The sequence below is a fragment of the Salegentibacter chungangensis genome (assembly GCF_042678405.1).
Taxonomy (GTDB): domain Bacteria; phylum Bacteroidota; class Bacteroidia; order Flavobacteriales; family Flavobacteriaceae; genus Salegentibacter_A; species Salegentibacter_A chungangensis.
The window spans coordinates 120,988-138,007 of sequence record NZ_JBHTLI010000003.1 but is presented as its reverse complement, the minus strand read 5'-3'; the positions used below and the strand labels follow the sequence as shown (position 1 = coordinate 138,007).

At 41.4% G+C, this 17,020-nt stretch carries 17 protein-coding genes; 4 read left to right on the top strand and 13 right to left on the bottom strand.

Features of this window, described 5'->3' with window-relative positions:
- Window positions 1-26 precede the first annotated feature (26 nt).
- Entirely contained in the window at window positions 27-1,379 is a 1,353-nt protein-coding gene (locus ACFQ3Q_RS13135; protein WP_380746584.1) for an FAD-dependent oxidoreductase, read from the top strand.
- 50 nt (window positions 1,380-1,429) lie between these two features.
- Here ACFQ3Q_RS13135 and msrA read toward each other — a convergent pair whose 3' ends face one another.
- From msrA to ACFQ3Q_RS13115, 4 genes are all read right to left on the bottom strand, one after another.
- A complete protein-coding gene (msrA, locus tag ACFQ3Q_RS13130; protein ID WP_380746582.1) occupies window positions 1,430-2,092 on the bottom strand; it encodes a peptide-methionine (S)-S-oxide reductase MsrA in 663 nt (220 codons plus the stop codon).
- A 1-nt stretch (window position 2,093) separates the two neighbouring features.
- Window positions 2,094-2,681: a hypothetical protein gene (locus tag ACFQ3Q_RS13125; RefSeq protein ID WP_380746580.1), complete on the bottom strand. Its 588-nt coding sequence runs from the start codon at window positions 2,679-2,681 to the stop codon at window positions 2,094-2,096.
- Window positions 2,682-2,845: 164 nt separating this feature from the next.
- Window positions 2,846-3,625: a zinc ribbon domain-containing protein gene (locus ACFQ3Q_RS13120; protein WP_380746578.1), complete on the bottom strand. Its 780-nt coding sequence runs from the start codon at window positions 3,623-3,625 to the stop codon at window positions 2,846-2,848.
- A 2-nt stretch (window positions 3,626-3,627) separates the two neighbouring features.
- The gene (locus ACFQ3Q_RS13115; protein WP_380746576.1) at window positions 3,628-4,722 is read right to left on the bottom strand and encodes a Nif3-like dinuclear metal center hexameric protein; all 1,095 of its coding nucleotides are present in this window, start codon (window positions 4,720-4,722) and stop codon (window positions 3,628-3,630) included.
- Between the two features lie 105 nt (window positions 4,723-4,827).
- On the opposite strand from ACFQ3Q_RS13115, the gene lpxK reads away from it, so the two are divergent.
- The gene (gene lpxK / locus ACFQ3Q_RS13110; protein ID WP_380746574.1) at window positions 4,828-5,838 is read left to right on the top strand and encodes a tetraacyldisaccharide 4'-kinase; all 1,011 of its coding nucleotides are present in this window, start codon (window positions 4,828-4,830) and stop codon (window positions 5,836-5,838) included.
- Between the two features lie 99 nt (window positions 5,839-5,937).
- On the opposite strand, the gene ACFQ3Q_RS13105 is transcribed toward lpxK, so the two are convergent.
- From ACFQ3Q_RS13105 to ACFQ3Q_RS13080, 6 genes are all read right to left on the bottom strand, one after another.
- Window positions 5,938-8,172 (bottom strand): hybrid sensor histidine kinase/response regulator, encoded by a 2,235-nt coding sequence (locus tag ACFQ3Q_RS13105; RefSeq protein ID WP_380746572.1) that lies wholly within the window; start codon window positions 8,170-8,172, stop codon window positions 5,938-5,940.
- A gap of 32 nt (window positions 8,173-8,204) precedes the next feature.
- Window positions 8,205-9,212, bottom strand: a complete 1,008-nt coding sequence (gap, locus tag ACFQ3Q_RS13100; protein WP_380746570.1) for a type I glyceraldehyde-3-phosphate dehydrogenase — start codon at window positions 9,210-9,212, stop codon at window positions 8,205-8,207.
- Between the two features lie 11 nt (window positions 9,213-9,223).
- Window positions 9,224-10,102 carry a lipoyl synthase gene (lipA, locus tag ACFQ3Q_RS13095; protein ID WP_380746568.1) on the bottom strand — a complete coding sequence of 293 codons (879 nt, stop codon included), beginning with the start codon at window positions 10,100-10,102 and terminating at the stop codon, window positions 9,224-9,226.
- A gap of 79 nt (window positions 10,103-10,181) precedes the next feature.
- On the bottom strand, window positions 10,182-10,751 hold the full coding sequence (locus ACFQ3Q_RS13090; RefSeq protein WP_380746566.1) for an RNA polymerase sigma factor: 570 nt from the start codon (window positions 10,749-10,751) through the stop codon (window positions 10,182-10,184).
- A complete protein-coding gene (locus ACFQ3Q_RS13085) occupies window positions 10,742-11,845 on the bottom strand; it encodes a glycosyltransferase (RefSeq protein ID WP_380746564.1) in 1,104 nt (367 codons plus the stop codon). The genes ACFQ3Q_RS13090 and ACFQ3Q_RS13085 overlap by 10 nt, the downstream gene beginning before the upstream one ends.
- A 6-nt stretch (window positions 11,846-11,851) precedes the next feature.
- Entirely contained in the window at window positions 11,852-12,058 is a 207-nt protein-coding gene (locus tag ACFQ3Q_RS13080; RefSeq protein WP_380746562.1) for a membrane or secreted protein, read from the bottom strand.
- 167 nt (window positions 12,059-12,225) lie between these two features.
- Between ACFQ3Q_RS13080 and ACFQ3Q_RS13075 the strand changes: the two genes are divergently transcribed.
- Entirely contained in the window at window positions 12,226-12,846 is a 621-nt protein-coding gene (locus ACFQ3Q_RS13075) for a fasciclin domain-containing protein (RefSeq protein WP_380746560.1), read from the top strand.
- Window positions 12,847-12,894: 48 nt separating this feature from the next.
- Here the strand turns inward: ACFQ3Q_RS13075 and murB are convergent, their stop codons facing one another.
- Together murB and ACFQ3Q_RS13065 are read right to left on the bottom strand one after the other, a co-directional pair.
- Window positions 12,895-13,908: a UDP-N-acetylmuramate dehydrogenase gene (gene murB / locus ACFQ3Q_RS13070; RefSeq protein ID WP_380746558.1), complete on the bottom strand. Its 1,014-nt coding sequence runs from the start codon at window positions 13,906-13,908 to the stop codon at window positions 12,895-12,897.
- Window position 13,909: 1 nt separating this feature from the next.
- Window positions 13,910-15,103, bottom strand: a complete 1,194-nt coding sequence (locus tag ACFQ3Q_RS13065; RefSeq protein ID WP_380746556.1) for a pyridoxal phosphate-dependent aminotransferase — start codon at window positions 15,101-15,103, stop codon at window positions 13,910-13,912.
- Window positions 15,104-15,212: 109 nt separating this feature from the next.
- Between ACFQ3Q_RS13065 and ACFQ3Q_RS13060 the strand changes: the two genes are divergently transcribed.
- Window positions 15,213-16,544 (top strand): aspartyl protease family protein, encoded by a 1,332-nt coding sequence (locus ACFQ3Q_RS13060; RefSeq protein WP_380746554.1) that lies wholly within the window; start codon window positions 15,213-15,215, stop codon window positions 16,542-16,544.
- 45 nt (window positions 16,545-16,589) lie between these two features.
- On the opposite strand, the gene ACFQ3Q_RS13055 is transcribed toward ACFQ3Q_RS13060, so the two are convergent.
- Window positions 16,590-16,976: a DUF1573 domain-containing protein gene (locus ACFQ3Q_RS13055; protein ID WP_380746552.1), complete on the bottom strand. Its 387-nt coding sequence runs from the start codon at window positions 16,974-16,976 to the stop codon at window positions 16,590-16,592.
- Between the last annotated feature and the right edge of the window lie 44 nt (window positions 16,977-17,020).

The window sequence follows — 17,020 nt, the reverse complement described above, 5'->3', positions numbered from 1 at the left end:
AAAGCAGAGAGGATTCAAGGAAAGTCATGCAACAACCAAAAAAAATCGCTATTGTGGGCTCCGGCCTTGTAGGATCTTTACTCGCCCTTTATCTTAGAAAAAATGGACATCAGGTAACGGTTTTTGACCGCCGCCCCGATGTGCGGAAGGTGGAGTTTTCCGGCAGGTCCATAAACCTGGCGATGTCTAATCGAGGGTGGAAGGCCTTGAGAGAGGCAGGAATCGAAGAAGAGATTAGGAAGCTAGCTTTACCGCTCAATAAACGAGCGATGCATGTAAATGACAGGCCTGTTTATTTTCAGAAATACGGAAAAGAAGAAGAGGCGATTTACTCGATTTCAAGAGGGGTTCTAAACCGAAGAATGATCACTCTGGCTGAAGAGGCCGGGGCTAAGTTTCGGTTTGAAGAAAAAGTTTGGGATATAGACCTTCCCAATGCCACCCTGTTTACCGGGGAGAGTGAAAAGAGCGTTTGGAAGGAATATAACTTTGACCTTGTGTTTGGTGCAGACGGAGCATTTTCAAGGATACGGCACAAAATGCAAAGGCGTAGCAGGTTCAACTATTCTCAGCATTTTATAGATGTGGGGTATAAGGAACTTAGTATAAAGGCTAATCCCGATGGTACACATAAGCTGGATAACAGTTCTTTCCATATTTGGCCAAGGGGTGAATTTATGCTTATTGCGATGCCTAATCTGGACGGAAGCTTCACCTGTACCTTGTTCCTGCCCTTTGAAGGGGATATCTCCTTCGAAAGTCTGGATACCGAGGAAAAAACTGAAGCATTTTTCGAGAATTATTTCCCGGATATTAAGGGAGAGATCTCAAATCTGAAAAAGGATTTCTTCAGAAACCCAACAAGTGCTATGGTGACTATTAAGTGTTTTCCCTGGTCTTACTGGGACAAAGTTGCCCTGGTAGGTGATTCGGCGCACGCAATAGTTCCGTTTTACGGGCAGGGGATGAATGCCGGGTTTGAAGATATTCAGGTGCTGTACCGGAAAATGGAAAAATACGGTGACGATTGGGAAAGGATCTTCCGAGAGTATGAAACTGAACGTAAACCCAACGGAGATGCAATAGCAGAGCTCAGCTATCGTAACTTTATTGAAATGAGTAGTAAAACTGCCGATCCGGACTTTCTCCTGCGGAAGAAAATAGAAAAACATTTCTCAGACAGGCATCCCGAACTGTGGGTGCCCTTGTATTCTCGCGTCACTTTTTCTGATAAGCCCTATGCAGAAGCTCTGGCAATAGGGGACAGGCAGCGTAAAATTATGGACGAGGTAATGAATATGGAGGATATTGAAGATAAATGGGATTCCCCTGAAGTAGAAAATAAAATGGTTAGCCTTATTAAAAATGAAGAATTTTGAACAGGTTGAGAACAAAATAAAAAAGGCAGCCACTGGCTGCCTTTTTTATTTTAATGAGCTTCTTCTTTCAGAAGCTCGGGGAATTTCCTTTTGAACTTGTTAAGTCTCGGGATCGACACATTTCTTATGTATGGGTTATTTGGATGGTTCTTCTCGTAATTTTGGTGATAATCCTCAGCCTTCCAGAATTTTTGAAAGGGCATAATTTCAGCTGCGATCGGTTTATTGTAATCCTTGGCTACTTCGGTCTTCACCTCTTCAATTATATTTTTTTGTTTTTCATTCTGATAGAAGATGATCGATCTGTATTGAGAGCCGATATCCGGTCCCTGGCCGTTTACCTGGGTGGGATCCTGCGAGCCAAAATATACCTGCACCAGGTTCTTAAAGCTAACTTTTTCAGGATCATAGATCACTTCCACGCTCTCTGCGTGACCGGTGTTACCGGTGTTGCTTGATTCATAAGTCGGGTTTTTTGTATGACCGCCTGCATAGCCCGAGACAGCTTCTTTCACTCCTTCTACGCTTTCATAAATGGCCTCCACACACCAGAAACAGCCACTGGCAAAATAGGCGCGTTCCAAACCGTCCTGGCTTTGTACTTCAACAGGCTCGGCATTGGCAACCGCTTCCTGAGCTTTCTTACTATCCTGCGCGTTGTTGCCACAGGCAAAAAGAAAAATAAAGATTCCGCTTAAAAGTAATGTTCTCATTTTAGTTCTTGATATGATATTCTCCTTCTAATGTTTTTTTTCCGTAGATGGCATAATCTACTGCAAGTTTCCCGTCTATAGAAAAGCCTTTCCAGTCCAGTTTTAAACCTTCTGGAGTTGGTTTCAGGCTGGCGACAGGGATGTTCTTGTCGAACTTATCCCAGGGCAACTCGTCGTTGGTGTTATTTGCTGAGGGCGATACGTAATATAAATCTATTCCTTCAGCATTAGATTCAAAACGGGCGGTGATGTAAATTTCATCTTTTGTGAGACAAAGTTCAGAACTGCCGCCAGGATTTACATCAAGACAATAACATTTACAAGAGATGTCCGTCTCTTCTCCAGATTTCATATAGACGTCCCCACTAATTGGTTCTTTCGTACTGCTTTTTTCCTTAGTATCTACTATGAGCTCTGAGGTATCCTCAGCTTTATTGGTGGGTTCACTTTCTGTCGATTCCGTATTAGCGTTTTCAGAGTATTCCACTTCGGAAGTCGAGTTTTCCATAGCTTCCGAATTCTTTTTCTGGTCCTGGCAGGAAATGGAAATGATGGCAAGTGCCGCGAGAATTAGATTAAGTCGTTTCATTTGAAAAGGGTTTATAAATTAAAGGTATAGCTTTAATCGAATAATAGTGTGAAATACTTGTTAATCAATAAGCGGAGGACAGATAGGAAGGATTGGGTTATTAAAAGTTAGTGCATAAAAAAAGGCCCCGGTTTCGGGGCCTTTTCCAATATATTTTAAGAAGATTAAAATCTCTGGAACAGTCCATCCATTTTTTCTCTTTCTTCTTTTGCAAGTTCTTCATCTACAAGAATTCTTCCACTGTGTTCATCGGTAATGATCTTTTTACGACCGGCGATCTCCATAATCACTTGCGGCGGGATGGTGAAGTAAGAACCTCCTGAAGCTCCACGCTCCACAGGTACAACGGCAAGACCGTTCTTTACGTTACTTCTTATTCTCTTGTATGCATTTACAAGACGCTCTTCGATCTCTTTCTCATATTCGTGAGACTTATCGATAAGGGCTTTTTCTTCCTTCTCTGTCTCTGCAAGGATTGCATCAAGCTCACTCTTTTTATGGGTAAGGTGCTGTTCTCTTTCGTCAAGACGCTCTTTTGTTTGAGCGATCACCTCTTTCTTCTGCTCGATTTGAGCCTTGTATTCTTTAATGTGTTTCTCGGCAAGTTCTATTTCCAGTTCCTGGAATTCGATCTCTTTAGAAAGTGCGTTGAATTCACGATTGTTACGAACATTCTTTTGTTGTTCAGAATACTTCTTTATGGTAGACTTAGATTCGTCAATAAGATTCTTCTTATTCTTGATATCATTCTCAATAACTTCAATATCGGCATCAAGTTTTTCCAAACGTGTGTTTAATCCGGCTACTTCATCTTCCAAGTCTTCTACCTCTAACGGAAGCTCACCGCGTACATTTCTAATTTCGTCAATTCGGGAATCAACTAATTGTAGATCGTACAGTGCTCTAAGCTTCGCTTCTACAGTAACATCGTTTTTTTTTGCCATAGTTATATATACTTGATAGGATTGGTATTTGTATCTGCTAAAATAAGTGCAAAATTACTAATTTTTTTTGTAAGATAAGAATGTAATAAATTTTTTGTGAACTGCTCACTTTCATAGTGACCAATATCGGCTAAGACCAGTTTTTCCTCGGCTTTATAGAAATCGTGATACTTCAGGTCTGCCGTTATATACATATCTGCTCCGGCTTTCTTTGCCTGCTCTATGGCAAAGCTGCCGCTGCCACCCAAAACAGCTACCCTTTTCACCGGTTTTCCGCGTAGTTTTGAGTGCCTTACACAGCCCGAATGAAAGGTTTTTTTGACCAATTTCAAAAATTCTTCTTCTTCAGTTTCATTTTCCAGTTCTCCTATCATCCCCATTCCCAAATGCTGATGTGAATTTCCCAGCGAGGAGATCTCATAAGCCACCTCCTCATAAGGATGATTCTGGAAGAGGGTTTTAAGGATTTTATCTTCACTATGCACCGGATAGGTTACTCCAATTTGGGTTTCTTCCTCAAAATGGACTTCTCCTACTTCTCCAATTGTAGGATTGGCGTCTTCATTTGGCTTAAAACTGCCTTTCCCTTCCAGGTTAAAGCTGCAGTTGTCATAATTCCCTATACTTCCTGCTCCTGCCGCGAACAAAGCTTTGCGTAATTTATCGGCATCGGCCGTAGGGATAAAGGTGGTGAGCTTTTTAATGCTGTTTCTTCGGGGGATCAGGATTTGCCTGTTCTTCAGCTTCAGCTTTTCCGAGATCATATCGTTTACCCCTTTATACTGATTGTCCAGGGCGGTATGAATGGCATAGATAGCAATATTATGCTGGATAGCTTTGATCACGGTTCTTTCTACATAATTCTTTCCGTTTAGTTTTTTAAGCCCTGAAAAAATAATAGGGTGGAAGCTTATGATGAGGTTGCAGTTCTTTTCAATAGCTTCATCTACCACGCTTTCCAGAGTGTCCAGGGTGATAAGGGCTCCATTTACCTCGGTTTGTGCATCCCCCACTAAAAGACCTACGTTATCAAAGTCTTCGGCATAAGCGGTGGGTGCAAATTCTTCAATATGATCAATTACTTCCTGAATAATCATAATTTCTTGGTTTTGGTTTTTTAAGCTTTTCTGCTGCTTATTTAATATTCGTAAATTCGAAGCGAACTTAGTTCTGTCAAATATAATTATTATAGCGCGGCCTAAATGAAGAGTCTTCGAAAATTACTTTTTCCCTTTGCCTTATTGTATGGAGCAGTTACCTGGATAAGGAATCAGTTTTATAACTCCGGAATACTTTCATCCAGATCTTATGACCTGCCTGTTATTTGTGTGGGGAATCTCAACACCGGTGGTACAGGCAAGTCACCAATGATAGAATACTTGCTGAAATTGGTTAGCCCGAAATACAGGACAGCTGCTCTTAGTCGGGGTTATAAGAGGTCAACCCGTGGCTTTAAACTTCTTAGGGGCAATGAAAGCGCAGCTGAAGCAGGGGATGAGCCGCTTCAGTTTAAAAGGAACTTCGGGAATGCCCTCGTGGCTGTTGATGCCGACCGAAGGAACGGAATTGCCGAGCTATTAAAGCAGGAACCGGAAGTGATCCTTCTGGATGATGCCTTCCAGCACAGGAAGGTGAAAGCGGGATTAAATATACTCCTTACGTCTTATGGCGATCTGTATACCGAAGATTTTATGCTTCCTGCAGGTAATTTGAGAGAGCCTACTGTGGGAGCCGAGCGGGCCGATATCATTGTGGTGACCAAATGCCCTCTTAAGCTGACTTCCGAAGAACAGGAGAGGATCTGGCATAAATTAAGGCTTCGGAATTATCAGAAACTTTTCTTTACGGGAATTTCCTATGACGAAAATCCCCGGAATGCTGATGGCGAAGCTGATTGGGAGGAGTTATCAACCGAAGGATTCTGCCTGGTTACCGGTATTGCCAATCCAAAGCCATTACTTGAACATTTGAAAGGAAAGGACTTTAACTATACACATCGCAAATTTCCGGACCATCATAACTTTACAGAAAGAGAGCTTAATGAGCTAAAGGAAGAAAATCTTATCCTGACCACAGAAAAGGATTATGTAAGGCTGAAGGATGAACTGCCTCCGGATAAGTTGTTTTACCTGCCAATAAAAGTGACTTTTATTAAGGGGAAGGAAGAATTTGACAAGAATATACTGGATTATATAAAAGAAAAAGAGGTGTAAGAACACCTCTTTTGTTTTGGCTAATTCAAACTATATATGCTTGTTTTTGTCGATATATAATTCTACTAGCGTGTATTTTACAAAGGCTGTGCCAATACCCTAAACAGTTGTCTCTTTTAAAGCTAAGTATTTGTTAATTTTATTGAAGAACTCCTCTGTTTTATAGGGCTTTGGAATAATGTCATTAAAACCGTTCAGGTAGAATTCATCAAGGTTTTCATCCAGAGTTACTGCCGTAAGGGCAATGATCGGGATCTCTTCGTTGAATTTTCTGATTTCTATGGTTGCTTCAATTCCGCTGATTCCCGGCATATGAATATCCATCAGGATCAGGTCAAAATGATTGTTTTGTACCTTATCTATGGCTATGGTTCCGGTATCGGCAACATCGCAGATCACGTTGTTCTTTTCAAGAATCTTTCGGGTGATCATCTGGTTGATCTTGTTGTCTTCTACGATAAGGATCTTCTTGTTGGCCATTATATCCTTCGGAGGAGGAGTGTCCGCAATTTCTTCATCCTTGGTTTTCATCTGGCTTTTCTTGCCCTCAAGTTCTTCGAACTTCAACTCGAAAGTGAATTTAGAACCTTTTCCAAGTTCGCTTTCCAGGTCGATCTTACTGCCCAGCAGAGTGATGAGATTCTTCACAATGGAAAGACCTAATCCTGTTCCGCCAAACTTTCTGTTGATTTGTGTGGAGCCCTGGGTAAAGTTCTCAAAGATCGATTTTTGCTTCTCTTTAGTAATTCCTTCCCCATTATCCTTTATTTCAAACTGGAGGAACACGAATTTGTTCTCTTCCCTTAACTTATTCACAGAGATCCAGATATCCCCTTCGGTGGTGAATTTTATGGAATTGCCTATAAGGTTGATCAGGATCTGGGATATGATTAACGGATCTCCTTTAATTCTCTTCGGGATGGATTCATCAAAATCGAAGTGGATCTTTGTTCCCTTTTCATCAGCCGAATTCTTGAGTGCTACAAGAACATCAGAGATCCTTTTCTTTAGATTGAAAGAGGTTTCCATAACCTCAACCTTATTTGCTTCAAGCTTGTTGAGGTCCAGAATGTTATTGATAAGGGATAAAAGGTATTCCCCCGAAAACTTAAGGGAGTTAAGATGCTCTTTTTGGTTTTCAGTAGGGTTTTCTTCCAGTAATAAATGCGTAAGCCCGGTCACGGCATAAAGTGGTGTTCTTAATTCGTGCGTAATGGTAGAAAGGAACTGTGCTTTGGCCATTGACGCTCTTTCAGCGTTTTCCTTGGCTCTTGTTAGTTCTGAGTTCTTTTTCTGTAGCAGATCGTTTGCGCGGGCACGTAAATTGTTGTTCTTATACAGCGAAAGTGTAAGCAGAGAGAGAATGGTGATAAGGGCCACACTTAAAATGGTGGTCAGTTTGTTCACTTTAAGAGAGCGTTCCTGTTCCTCATTCTGAAGCGTAAGTTCATTCAGGGTGCTTCGCATTGCATCAACGCCATATTTGGCATTGGCTTCGCTTGCAAGCGCCTCCTTGTTCATATTGAAGATAGCCTCCCTCATTTTATTACTCTGCTGTAAATATTTCAGGGCTTTTTGTGGCTCTCCTTTATCTTCGTAAATCTCACTTAGCAAGCGATTGGTGCTCATAATCATTCCGTGAAATCCTTCTTCGCTTCCTAATTCAAGTCCTTTATTAGCTTCACTTTCGGCAGCTTCAATATTTCCGTTTAACCGGTAAGCTTTACCGCGGAAATAATAAAGCCTTGATAATTCATAAAGGTCATCGCTGTCTTTTAGATATTCTTCGGCAAAATTGAAGCGCTGTATTGCCTTCTCGTATTGCTCTTCAAGATTGAGGTTAACTATTCCCTGGTTTAAAGCTACGATGCCTAAATGCTCCTTGTTATCATAATTGTTATAGATACTGCGGGCAAGATTCAGGTATTTATTAGCCCGGTTCAGGTCATTCTCCAGGGTGAAAACTTTGGCAAAATTCACATAAGAATAGGCAAGGCCAAGATCATCGTCTATTTCCCGCTGGATGGAAATTGCCCGTTGAATTTCGGTCTTGGCTCTGTCAAAATCGTGGCGCACATAATACAGCTTTCCTAATAAAGTACTTGAAAGAGCCATGTATCTTTTATGGTCTATTTCTTTGGATAACTGAAGTGATTGATTAAGGAGATCCAGAGCTTTGTCAACATCTACAATATTGATAGAAACTTCAGCTTCGTTAAGAAGATTTTGGATGGAATCGTTCGTTTCTTCTATAGATGTCTGGGATTGCTCCTGAGAAGCAAAAACAAACGAAGAAAACAATAGTAAAAAGAATGTAAGCCTTAAGTTGGTCATTTGGGGTTTGGCTATAATCTGGATAAAGATAGTTATTTATCCTTAATCATTGAAATTAAATCGATAAGACGGCTTGAGTAGCCAATTTCATTGTCATACCAGCCTATGAGTTTTACTAATTTGCCGCCAATAACCGAAGTCATTTGAGCATCAAAAATGCAGGAATTAGGATTGTCCAGAATGTCTACAGAGACTATAGGGTCTTCGGTGTAGCTTAAAATATTCTTTAAAGAACCTGCGGCAGCTTTTTTGAACAAAGCATTTACTTCATCTATGCTTGTGTTCTGTTTAACGTTAAGCGTCATATCGGTCAGAGAGCCGTTTGGTACCGGGACCCTTATTCCGCAACCACCTATCACCTCGCTCAGGTCAGGAAATATCCTGGTTAATGCTTTTGCAGCTCCCGTTGTGGTCGGGATTATGGATTGTGCTGCTGCCCGGCTTCTTCTTAAATCACGGTGAGGCTTGTCATGCAGGCTTTGATCTGTAGTATACGAATGCACCGTGGTAATGTAAGCCTGCTCAATTCCGAAGTTCTCGTGGATGATCTTGAGCATTGGCGCGGCATTGTTCGTGGTGCAGGAAGCATTCGAAATGATTTTCTCACTGCCATCCAGAATATCTTCATTCACCCCCAGAACCACCATTTTAATGGTCTCATCTTCCGGCGGAACCGAAAGGATCACTTTTTTCACTCCTTCCTGAAGATGAAAATCGAGGTCGTCACTTTTTTTGAATTTGCCGGATGCTTCTATAACGATCTCGGCTCCAAAATTTGTCCAGGTAGTATCTTTAGGATGCGAGAACTGCGTGAACGGAATTGATTTCCCGTCTACAGTAACCTCATTCTCGTTAGAGCTGACTTGGTTTTTCAAAACCCCGTGAATACTGTCGTATTTCAATAAATGGGCAAGGGTTTTAATATCGGCAACATCGTTTACCGCTACAACCTCTATGGAAGGGTGTCCAATTAAGAGTCTGAAAAGATTGCGGCCAATTCGCCCAAAGCCATTAATGGCAATTTTTACAGGTGCCGCCATATACTTTGTCCCTAGTTAATATGTTTTTGAGCTTTGTAAGAAGAGCGTACCAAAGCGCTGCTTTCTACGTGTCTGAACCCAAGGTCAAGACCTATTTGTTCATATTTCTTGAACTGATCTGGGGTGATGAACTGCTTCACCGGAAGATGCTTTTTACTTGGCTGCAGGTACTGGCCTATGGTCACTACATCTACTCCGGCTGCTCTCAGGTCGTGCAGCGTTTCTATAACTTCTTCTTCCTTTTCCCCAAGACCAAGCATAATACCAGATTTGGTTCTATTGATTCCCTGGTCCTTAAGGTACTTCAGCACAGCAAGACTCCTTTCGTACTTCGCCTGAATTCTGACTTCTCTCGTAAGGCGTTTCACGGTTTCCATATTATGAGAAACCACTTCAGGCATTACTTCTACGATCCTGTCAATATTCCTTTCATTTCCCTGGAAGTCCGGAATAAGGGTTTCCAGTGTGGTTTCAGGATTCATTCTCCTGATGGCTTTTACCGTTTCTGCCCAGATTATAGACCCCATATCTTTCAGGTCATCACGGTCAACACTTGTGATAACCGCGTGCTTGATCTTCATAATTTTAATGGAACGCGCCACTTTTTCAGGCTCATCCCAATCTACGGTTTCAGGTCTTCCGGTCTTTACTCCGCAAAAACCACAGGAACGGGTACAAACATTACCTAATATCATAAAGGTAGCGGTACCTTCACTCCAGCATTCGCCCATATTGGGGCAACTTCCTGAAGTACAAATGGTATGAAGGTCGTACTTGTCTACAAGGCTCCTGAGTTCGGTATATTTCTTACCGGTAGGAAGCTTAACCCTTAGCCATTTAGGCTTGGCCTTTGGTTTGGGTTTATTAGGGGTAATTGTGTCTGTACTCATAGCAAAATTATTGGCTTCAAAGATAACAATAATATACTGAAACACATAAAGCCTGAAGCGTAGTGTTTTTGTGATGATTTCAGGTATTTCGGGAAGAAATGATCTCGGCCAGAAGTTTTTTAGCCCTTAGCAGTTTCACTTTTACGTTATTCATTGGCTCCGCAAGAATTTCGGAGATCTCCTTGTACGATTTCTCCTGAAAATACCGGAGATTGATCACTTCCTGGTAATGAGGATTCAGCTGTTTAATATCGGTAAGCAATTGCGCCAGGTGCTGTTCTTTAATGAGCTTATCCTCTATGGTCGGGGTTTCATCTGCTATTTTATACACCCTGTCTTCATCGTGGGTAGTGGTTTTGGATCTAATGGAAGACTTTTTCTTCCTGATAAGATCTACGTGAAGGTTCTTTGATATTGCAATTAGCCAGGTGCTGAAGGAGTAGGACTCATCAAAAGTATCGATCTTTTTGAAGGCCTTGGAAAATGTCTGAATGGTGATATCTTCGGCCTCGTATTCGTTATGGGTCTTTTTCAGCTGAAAGCCATACACATCATTCCAGAAAGTATCCAGCAAATAGTTAAAAGCCGACTGGCTTCCTTCTTTGGCTGCTCTTATCTTTTTCAGAAGAACTTCAGAGTCTATTTCCAATGTGTAGGTTTTGAGAAAATGTTAGCGATAAAAATGGCTAATTGGCTGAAGATTAAAAATACCTCTAAAAACGGAAACAGCCAAACCACATCCAGTTCTTCCAGTTTTCTTGCCGCCTTAAAATACACGATGCTTTCGGTTACCAATAACACTCCGATTGCACCTAAAGTGATTTGCGGGTAGATCTGAAAGGCCATAAGGATGATAAACAGCAGCCAGAAAAGTAATCTGGAACTGTAAAACAGGCCTAAAAGAAGTTTATCTGAAGATTTGTAATGTTTGGCAATAGAGGCGTGCCTTCGCTTTTGCTCAAACCATTTCTTGAAGCTTTGTTTTGGAACACTGCGGGTAAAAGATTCTCTGTGGAAACAAATTGCTGTATTATTGGCGGTGGCGGCTTCATTAACGAAGAGATCATCATCACCCGAACGGAGATGCAGGTGATTTGCAAAGCCTTTTTGCTGGTAGAATTGTGTTGAGGTGTATGCCAGGTTTCTGCCAACTCCCATATAAGGCCTGCCCAGTCTTGCGTAAGCAAAATATTGTATAGCCGTTAGAAGGGTCTCGAAACGGATAAGTTTATTTAGAAGTGAACCCTTATTTCTGAAATATCCGCCATAGCCCAGAATGATCGAGTTTTCTGCACTGAATTTTTCAGCCATTCTTCTTAGCCAGTTTTTAGATTGCGGGGAACAATCGGCATCGGTAAAGATAAGGTGGTCGTGTTTGGCCTTTTTAATGCCCAGGGTGAGAGCATATTTTTTATTGGCCCAAAAAGCTTCGTTGTTCTCTACATCAACAATCTTTATCCTGCCGTCCAGGGCCTGATATTTCTCCATAACCTCCAGGCTGTTGTCTACAGAGGCGTCATTGATAAGAATGATCTCGTAATCGGGATAGTCCTGCTCTAAAATAGAAGGCAGGAAATTGTTGAGGTTTTCTGCTTCGTTCTTGGCACATACGATCACAGAAACAGGAAAAGCTGGAGCTGCATTTTCTTTATCCCTGGCACCCGCAAAACTGAAAAAGGCCAGATAGTACCCCAGATTGATCAGTGCGAATAAAAGAAATACCCCAAGTAGAAGTGTTGCCATAGAGGATTAGTTGGTCTTTTTCACATCAGAACAGTCTCCAACTTCATCAGGCATTTTTCCACAAAAACTACAAGGTTCTCCCTCTTTATTTAAAAACGGACTCTGACTGGCGCAGGTTCCGGCGAATTTGCCGTCCTTTTTTCCCCAGATCTTGATGGCGATCCCGGCGAATGCCAGTGCTAACAATATAACAGATATTATAAGTAGTTTCATAAACTAATTTTCTGATGCAAAAATTAAGAATAAAAATACTACCCCGAAAACCTGTGTCTACATTAGTATAACCTTTACATATTTTAACTAAAATTTAAACGCAAAGCACTGAAAATCTCGTGTTTACGGAATATCTTGCATTAATAACCAACAAAACCCGAAAAATTATGAAAACCATAAAGTTGTTTACGCTTCTTTTAATTGCTGGTTTTACTCTTGCTTCCTGTGGAGATAACAAGAAAGAGGAAGAAGAAAAAGCAAGAATGGAGAAGATGGAGGCTGAAAGAGCGGCTGAAATGAAAGCAGAGAAAGAGCGGATGGAAATGGAGTCTAACAGTATCGCAGCCAAAGCAATGGAAACTGATACTCTTAGTACCCTGGTTTCAGCTTTAAAAAGTGCTCAATTAGCCGAAACCTTTAAAACCGAAGAAGGTCCTTATACGGTATTTGCGCCTACCAACGCTGCTTTTGAAAAAGTAGATAAAGCCACCTTAGATACCCTGATGAAAAAGGAGAATAGCCAGAAATTGGCAACGCTGCTTAAATATCATGTTGTAGAAGATGAAGTTATGGCAGCCGATCTGGTTCAGCTTATTGATGATAATGAAGGGGAGTATGAAATAACCACTCTGGATGGGGGCAAACTTACCGCAATGAAAGACGGTGAAAATGTAGTTCTTAAAGATGAGAACGGAAATACAGCAACAATCGTACAGACCGATATTGATGCTTCAAACGGAGTTATTCACCTAATTGACGGAGTTGTAATGAAAAAGAAAGAGAATTAAATTCCTGTTAAGGATTTAAAGGAAAAGGACTGCCAAGGCAGTCCTTTTTTAATATATGTTTACTTCAGCTTCCAGTGAAATGCCAAATTTTTTCAGTACTTCTTTTTGAACTTTGTGTGCAAGGCGCAGGATTTCTTTGCCTGTTGCCATTCCGTAATTTACAAGTACTAATGCCTGGTTCTTATGTACCCCGGCATCACCTTTTCTATAACCCTTAAGACCTGTTTGTTCGATTAACCAGCCCGCAGGAATCTTTACTTCCGTGGTGTTGATCTGGTAAGAGGGAATTTCGGGAAATTCCTTCTGGATCGCTTCAAATTTAGTTTTGGTGACAATAGGGTTTTTGAAAAAGCTTCCGCTGTTCCCAATTTCGGCCGGATCGGGTAACTTTTGTTGTCTTATGGAAATAACAGCATCCGAAATATCCTTAATTCCTGGATTTTTGATATTCTTTTCTGCTAAAGCAGTTTGTATGGCTCCATAGCCGGTATGTAAATTATGATCTTTTTTGGTAAGCCTGAAACTTACGCCGGTAATGATCACCTCTCCTTTTAAGCTTTTTTTGAAAACAGAATTTCGGTAACCAAAGTCGCAGTCTTCAAGACTAAAAATGCTTCTTTGCAAGGTTTGCACATTCATAGCCTCGCAGCTTACAAAAACGTCTTTTAGCTCAACCCCATAAGCGCCAATATTCTGAATTGGAGCTGTTCCTACATTTCCTGGGATAAGGGAAAGATTTTCGAGTCCGCCGTAGCCTTGCTCCAGGGTCCAGAGCACAAATTTATGCCAATTCTCCCCGGCCATAGCTTTAATGATCACTTCATCTTCGGTTTCAGAAACGATCTCTTTGCCTTCAATTGCTACGTGCAAGACGGTCTTTTGAAGATCCTGGGTAAGGAGCATGTTGCTGCCTCCGCCCAGGATAAATAGTTCTGAGGAATAGGTTTTTCTTAATACGCCCTCCAGATCTTCGATAGAAGTCGCCTCTATAAATTTTTGGGCTTTTACATCTATTCCGAAGCTGTTGTAATTCTTAAGAGAGGTATTATAAGACACCTGCATATTATTTTTTGTTGTATTCTTTTAGTGCAGCTTCAAGTATTTTCAAGGCCTTTTCCAGGTTCTCTTTTTTCAATACATAGGCTATCCTTACCTGGTTAAGCCCGGTGTCTGGGGTGGAGTAGAACCCTCCCGCAGGAGCAACCATAATGGTTTCGTTGTCTATTTCGAAGCTTTCGAGCAACCATCTAGCAAAATGATCGGCATTATCTATTGGGAGTTCTGCCATACAGTAAAAAGCTCCCTTTGGTTTAGCTACTTTAACGCCTTCTATCTTTTCAAGGCCTTCAACAAGAAGGTTTCTTCTAAAGGTATATTCCTTGATCACCTCATCAAAGTACTCCTGTGGGGTATCCAAAGCCGCTTCACTTGCAATTTGTGCAAAGGTTGGCGGACTAAGTCTTGCCTGGGCGAACTTCATTGCCGCTGCCATCACTTCCTGGTTTTTAGAAACCAGACAACCTATCCTGGCACCACACATACTGTATCTTTTTGAGACAGAATCTACCATAATGGCATTTTGCTCGAGGCCGGGAATGCTCATAATGGAGTGGTGCTTCACCCCATCGTAGGCGAACTCCCTGTAAACTTCGTCTGCAAGGATGAAAATATCGTGTTTAAGCGCGATTTGTGCCAGTTGTTCTATTTCTTCCTTTGTATAAAGATATCCTGTAGGATTACCCGGGTTGCAAAGCAGGATCGCTTTGGTTTTGGGTGAAATAAGCTCCTCGAATTTGGAAATAGGAGGAAGGGCAAAGTTATTTTCGATTTTGGCCTGTATAGGTACGATGTTCACTCCTGAAGCGGTTGCGAATCCGTTGTAGTTTGCATAAAAAGGCTCGGGAATGATCACTTCATCTCCCGGGTCGGTAATGCTGCCCATCGCAAATAAAAGTGCTTCTGAACCTCCGGTAGTGATAATGATGTCTTCAGCTGTAACCGGGATGTCGTTTTTACGGTAATACTCAGCCAGTTTCTTTCTGTAGGATTCAAACCCTGCCGAATGACTGTAAGAAAGTACGTCTATGGCGTTATCTTTTACGGCTTTCAGGGCATTTTCAGGAGTTTTAATATCGGGCTGACCTATGTTCAGCTGATAAATGGTTTTTCCTTTTCTCTTAGCTTCTTCGGCGAATGGCACCAGTTTCCTGATTGGGGATTCCGGCATTTTCAAACCTTTGTTAGAAATATGTGGCATGACAATGATTTTAATAGACTGCAAAAATGCAAAATTATTATAACAATAGGGAAGAGCAGATTACAATTTATAAGCTATTTTTTGTAAATTAAAGTGTATACATCGGCCTATGAAAAAGTGTGCGCTAATTTCGCTGTTTCTTTTACTCACAATTCCCGGTTTTTCGCAAAGTTCGTTTAAAATTGAAAATTCTAAAGGCTATTTTAAACAAAAGTTCGATCTGGTGAATGATCTTGTGATCTTGCCGGTATGGGTTAATGGGGTGGAGCTTACATTTTTGTTGGATACGGGCATCAATGCTACAATAATTTTTAGCCTTGAATCTGTAGATAGCCTTGAAGTTAAAAATGCAACTTCTATTTACCTGCGTGGGCTTGGAGCCGGGAAGCCTATTCCTGCACTTAAATCGCTGAGCAATAAGGTGATCCTTGGTGATGCTATAGATTACGATCACAGCATTTATATTTTAACCGAAGAGGTTATGGAACTTTCCAGCAGGCTTGGAGTTCCCGTAAATGGAATTCTCGGATATGAATTCTTTAAGGATTTTATCGTAGAGATGAATTATCCCAGGGAGTTTATTAAGGTCTACAACCCTGAAACATATGAATATAAACGTTGCAGGAGGTGTACAGATATCCCGATCAGGTTTCACAGGAATAAACCTTATTTGGAAGCTGAAGTGGAAATGCCAGATGGCAGTGTGAAAACAATAAATCTTCTTCTTGATAATGGTTCCGGAGATGCGGTATGGCTTTTTGAGGATGAAGAGAGGCAGATAAAGGTCCCCGAAAAAAACTTTGAAGACTTTCTGGGGTTTGGTATCAGCGGAAGTGTATACGGAAAAAGAACAAGGATAAACCGGCTTAACCTGGGAGATCTTGAATTGCGGGAAATTACCGTTAGTTTTCCCGATAGTTTGTACATAAAGGATGTTAAAAGCTTTGAAGACCGCGATGGCAGCCTTGGCAGCCGGGTGATGAAGCGGTTCCATTCGGTATTGGATTACCCGAATAAGAGGTTGAGATTAAAGCCAAACCGGTACTTTAATGACCCGTTTGAGTATAACATGAGCGGGGTGGTGGTAGAGCATAAAGGTTATGAGCTGAAGCAGGCCAGGGATTTTGGTTATCAGCCTTCTTTTTCTATTGAGGCTGATCCCACAGGGGCAGTGCCTGTATTTGAAAGTACTTATAAACTAATGTTTGCGCTGGAACCGCAATTCCGGATCGCTGAAATAAGGCCTTCCTCTCCGGCAGAAATGGCCGGGCTTAAGAAAGGAGATATTATTTTGAAACTAAATGGAAGGGAAGCTAAGAATCTTAGCCTGGAAAAGATATCCGGGATCTTCGAATCACGGGAAGGCAGAAAAATACGCCTGAAAATAGAACGGGATGGAGTGGAGAAGGACTTCGAATTTCGCCTGGAAAGAATATTATAAAAAAAGCCGCCTATTTAGGCGGCTTTAAGTTTATCAGGTCTGTGGTTATTCAATGTCCTCATCTAGAACCTTTCCTTTTATTTTAAGGGCTTTAGTAGGCTCATCGGCGTTAGAATAAACAGTAACGGTTTTTCTTATCGGTCCGACTCTTTTAGTGTCGTATTTTACTTCAATCTGCCCTGTTTCACCCGGTTGTATTGGGCCATCAGGTTTTTTAGGGATGGTGCACCCGCAGCTAGAAGTTACATTTTCGATAACAAGCGGAGCGTTTCCGGTGTTGGTGAATTCAAATACACGAACGCCGTCGCTTCCTTTTTTGATTTCGCCATAATCTATGGTCTCGCTCTTAAACTCTATTTTGGCTGTCTCCTGCGCGATGGCGGTACCAAGACCGGCCACTAAAAATAGCGCTATTGCAACAAATTTTTTCATAATTCAAAATTTTACAGAATAGTAAATATAAGCTGAAAAACTAT

What these genes read in the sequence shown, in the direction of transcription:
- ACFQ3Q_RS13105 (WP_380746572.1), bottom strand. Translation starts at nt 8,172, where the DNA reads ATGACCAACTTAAGGCTTACATTCTTTTTACTATTGTTTTCTTCGTTT.
- ACFQ3Q_RS13120 (WP_380746578.1), bottom strand. Translation starts at nt 3,625, where the DNA reads ATGGCAAAAAAAAACGATGTTACTGTAGAAGCGAAGCTTAGAGCACTG.
- ACFQ3Q_RS13125 (WP_380746580.1), bottom strand. Translation starts at nt 2,681, where the DNA reads ATGAAACGACTTAATCTAATTCTCGCGGCACTTGCCATCATTTCCATT.
- ACFQ3Q_RS13135 (WP_380746584.1), top strand. Translation starts at nt 27, where the DNA reads ATGCAACAACCAAAAAAAATCGCTATTGTGGGCTCCGGCCTTGTAGGA.
- murB (WP_380746558.1), bottom strand. Translation starts at nt 13,908, where the DNA reads ATGCAGGTGTCTTATAATACCTCTCTTAAGAATTACAACAGCTTCGGA.
- ACFQ3Q_RS13115 (WP_380746576.1), bottom strand. Translation starts at nt 4,722, where the DNA reads ATGATTATTCAGGAAGTAATTGATCATATTGAAGAATTTGCACCCACC.
- msrA (WP_380746582.1), bottom strand. Translation starts at nt 2,092, where the DNA reads ATGAGAACATTACTTTTAAGCGGAATCTTTATTTTTCTTTTTGCCTGT.
- ACFQ3Q_RS13060 (WP_380746554.1), top strand. Translation starts at nt 15,213, where the DNA reads ATGAAAAAGTGTGCGCTAATTTCGCTGTTTCTTTTACTCACAATTCCC.
- ACFQ3Q_RS13065 (WP_380746556.1), bottom strand. Translation starts at nt 15,103, where the DNA reads ATGCCACATATTTCTAACAAAGGTTTGAAAATGCCGGAATCCCCAATC.
- ACFQ3Q_RS13085 (WP_380746564.1), bottom strand. Translation starts at nt 11,845, where the DNA reads ATGGCAACACTTCTACTTGGGGTATTTCTTTTATTCGCACTGATCAAT.
- gap (WP_380746570.1), bottom strand. Translation starts at nt 9,212, where the DNA reads ATGGCGGCACCTGTAAAAATTGCCATTAATGGCTTTGGGCGAATTGGC.
- ACFQ3Q_RS13055 (WP_380746552.1), bottom strand. Translation starts at nt 16,976, where the DNA reads ATGAAAAAATTTGTTGCAATAGCGCTATTTTTAGTGGCCGGTCTTGGT.
- ACFQ3Q_RS13080 (WP_380746562.1), bottom strand. Translation starts at nt 12,058, where the DNA reads ATGAAACTACTTATAATATCTGTTATATTGTTAGCACTGGCATTCGCC.
- lipA (WP_380746568.1), bottom strand. Translation starts at nt 10,102, where the DNA reads ATGAGTACAGACACAATTACCCCTAATAAACCCAAACCAAAGGCCAAG.
- ACFQ3Q_RS13075 (WP_380746560.1), top strand. Translation starts at nt 12,226, where the DNA reads ATGAAAACCATAAAGTTGTTTACGCTTCTTTTAATTGCTGGTTTTACT.
- lpxK (WP_380746574.1), top strand. Translation starts at nt 4,828, where the DNA reads ATGAAGAGTCTTCGAAAATTACTTTTTCCCTTTGCCTTATTGTATGGA.